The 371-nt window shown below is 42.6% G+C and carries 1 protein-coding gene; it reads left to right on the plus strand.

What is annotated here, in order from left to right; translation table 11 throughout:
- On the plus strand, positions 1-371 hold a 371-nt coding region (locus E1140_RS21115), incomplete at both ends, for a hypothetical protein (RefSeq protein ID WP_185153303.1).

Here is a 371-nt window from a genome sequence, read left to right on the forward strand (position 1 = left end):
AAAGACTCTGCATCGGTAGCTAAGGAAGCCAAAGACCTTTTAAAAAGTGAATTTGCCAGCCAGACAGGTTTAGAGGCTCCTGATATTACTATTGATTCTACCACAGTAGATCAGGTAAAGGAGAAAGCCACCCAAAGGGTAGAAGAGGAGATAGAGAACAGTGATTATTTTAAAGAATTGGGTAACCCTGAAAATGGCGGAGTGGGAGATGTCCAGGAAGCCATGGAGCAATTGAAGCAGCAAAACGCAAAAAGTGAGCTAAAGAAAAAAATGACCTCACAGGCCAGGGACTATTTGACCCAAAACTCAGAGAAGATACAGCAAGTACAATCCAGAATGAGTGAGCTTAAGAAGAAATACAGCATGGTGCC

This window comes from Fulvivirga lutimaris, assembly GCF_009711525.1.
In the GTDB taxonomy this organism is placed as follows: domain Bacteria; phylum Bacteroidota; class Bacteroidia; order Cytophagales; family Cyclobacteriaceae; genus Fulvivirga; species Fulvivirga lutimaris.